The sequence below is a fragment of the Odoribacter sp. genome (assembly GCF_985060555.1).
This window is the reverse complement of sequence record NZ_CFKYFN010000052.1, coordinates 1-2,387: the sequence shown is the minus strand read 5'-3', so window position 1 is coordinate 2,387 and position 2,387 is coordinate 1. Positions and strand designations below refer to the sequence as shown.

At 44.6% G+C, this 2,387-nt stretch carries 3 protein-coding genes; all 3 read right to left on the bottom strand.

Annotated elements, in window-relative coordinates:
* Position 1 precedes the first annotated feature (1 nt).
* Positions 2-238, bottom strand: a complete 237-nt coding sequence (locus tag AC5RDS_RS06870) for a hypothetical protein (RefSeq protein WP_494222274.1) — start codon at positions 236-238, stop codon at positions 2-4.
* A gap of 268 nt (positions 239-506) precedes the next feature.
* Positions 507-1,718, bottom strand: coding sequence for a hypothetical protein (locus AC5RDS_RS06865; RefSeq protein WP_494222273.1), 1,212 nt, complete (start codon positions 1,716-1,718; stop codon positions 507-509).
* A partial coding sequence (locus tag AC5RDS_RS06860; RefSeq protein WP_494222272.1) for a glycosyltransferase occupies positions 1,715-2,387 on the bottom strand: 673 nt, incomplete at its 5' end. The genes AC5RDS_RS06865 and AC5RDS_RS06860, both read right to left, overlap by 4 nt.

Sequence of the window (2,387 nt, the reverse complement as noted above, 5' to 3'; positions counted from 1 at the left end):
TTCATTGTTTGTCGATATCGAACTGAACGGGTTTTATTTTCAAAAGAGCAGCAACGGAATAATCCGTAGTTTTGCCCCTGAAATTGCTGCTGAACAATTCCGCTTTTTTCATGGATTCTTCGAATGTACCTATGATTTTTGCCGGGACGCCTCCCACTACACTGCCGGCGGGGACGTCCTTTGTAACGACGGAGCCAGCCGCGACGATCGAATTTTCACCAATGGTCACACCGTACATGATCGTACTTCCCCCCCCCACGAAAACATTACTATGGATTTCTATTTTGCCGTATTGACAATAAAAGCGGTTGGAGCCGGTGGCCCTGTTGAATACGCTGCATGTCATGCTGTGGGTGATTAATCGGCAGCCGGCGGCGATGCGTACGTTATCGTGCAGGCAGACAAGAAACGGTTCCGCCGGAAGGATATTCGTTTTGAAGCTGCAGTTTTCTCCGATATGATGAAATATGCGGTGCTTTTTCAGCCATTGTGCTTTTTTCTCTCCGTCAGCTATTAACAACACGGCGAGTTTGACCCAATACCTTTTGAGTGTGTCCGATGTTATCATGTTTAGAGTGTCTATGGTATAGTTCGTACAGATAAAATAACAACCCGTGGAAAAAGAAGGAACCGACTCTGTAGAATTCTATGGTAGTGAAACTTGACAGCAGCAGAAAAATATAGAAGAATTTCAAAAAGAGAATGTTGTCGTCGCATTTTCTTCTGATGATTCGAAAGACGGGGAAGAGAAGGGCCAATACGGCTGGAATTCCGATCATCCAGCTCAGTCCGACGATACCCCAGTCCTGCCATCCGTTATAGGGACCTAATGTAGGATCGACAGTATAGAACGGCTGACCGTATTTTGTTCTGGGGTTGGGAATTCCGCTTCCCAATATATATTCGACGGGGGATTTGAAATGCTCTTTGGTAAAATAGTTGAATTGGATGACCCGTATATAATCTTCGTTGGCAAATGTGTCACCAGCTTCCTGCCGTTTCATCATGTTGTTTATGGAGTTCTGAACGACCGAAGTTTGGTAGAGAACACCTATGACAATAAGGAACAGAAGCATATATTTTATACTCGCGATTTTCTTTACCGAGTAGGTAAACAGGCCCAATGCCAATAATATGGCAGCTATCTGGGTTCTGAATCCTGCTATAAAAAGGACGAAGAACGCAGGCAGTATGTATAGCAGGTATTTGGTCTTGCCTGAAAATAAATATTTCCCGTAAAAATAGAATAGACAGATATAGGCGATCAGTTGTCCGTACATGGTAAATCGTCCGATATCCATATAGTCCGTTGCCAGATTGAATATTTCATCGGGAGATATCAGTTGGATTGTAAAACAACATAAGAAAATAACGTAGGCGATCACCATTGCCTTTTCTATGTCTTTTATAGAGTATTTGCCGGATAGGAAAACAAAATAAGACAGAATTGTGAAAAATTGCAGGCAGGCAATCGAGCTGAATGTTTTGAATAGGCTTTGCTGCTCGTAATATAAGCTTGAGAATCCGCTGATTATGAAAAAGATGAAGTATGCGATCAGGTGTTTCTTAAACATTCCGGATTGTCTTTCCAGAATGGTTTTCATCATATAGAACAGCGCCAGAATCACCGGAAGCAAAACAAACTGAGGAGTGAGTAATCCCCAGCAGCATGAAAAAAGCAATATCCAGATTATAAGTTTGTTGGCATTCGAAATCATCGGCGGTTTGCACTTAGGTCGTTGAACAGTTCTTCCCAATTGTTGACAATCTCTTCTACGCAGAACCTGCGGCAGGAGTGCAGGCCGTTCATTGCCAGTTTTTCCCGAAGGGAGGTGTCTGTCATCAGCTCTTTCATTTTGTTTACATAGCCCGTAAGGTCTTCATTGGAAACGATGATGCCGTTGTATCCGGTTTCGACGATGTCGTGCAGCGACAGGTAGGAATCCATTACAACCGGAACGACACCGCATTGTTGTGCTTCGACCAATGTCATAGGAAACCCTTCGAAGGCGGAGGTCATCATGAAAATGGCGGCCTGTTTGTAATAGGGCTGCGGATTTCGGAAGCCTTCGAACGAAATCCGTTTTAATCCTAACGCCTCCGCCAGTTGTTTATACATGGCCAAATCCGGTCCTTCGCCGACAATCCGGAAGTTCCACTCGTCCAAGCGGGGATCGTTTTCAATAGCGCGCCATATTTTGATTGCTCGCGTTATGCGTTTCTGGATTTCCACCATCCGGCCTACGAGAAGAACGCTCTTCTCTTTCGACTGCAAATCTTCGGGCCGCATTTCGTTCGGGTAAACCAGCGGATTGGGGATGGCACCCAATTGTCGATTCGTATTTTTATGGTTGGCAAATTGCTCGTACTGATGTTGAAAGGCCGGA

Excerpts from the sequence above, each read along its gene's own strand:
- AC5RDS_RS06870 (WP_494222274.1), bottom strand. The coding sequence starts at position 238 with ATGTACGGTGTGACCATTGGTGAAAATTCGATCGTCGCGGCTGGCTCC.
- AC5RDS_RS06865 (WP_494222273.1), bottom strand. The coding sequence starts at position 1,718 with ATGATTTCGAATGCCAACAAACTTATAATCTGGATATTGCTTTTTTCA.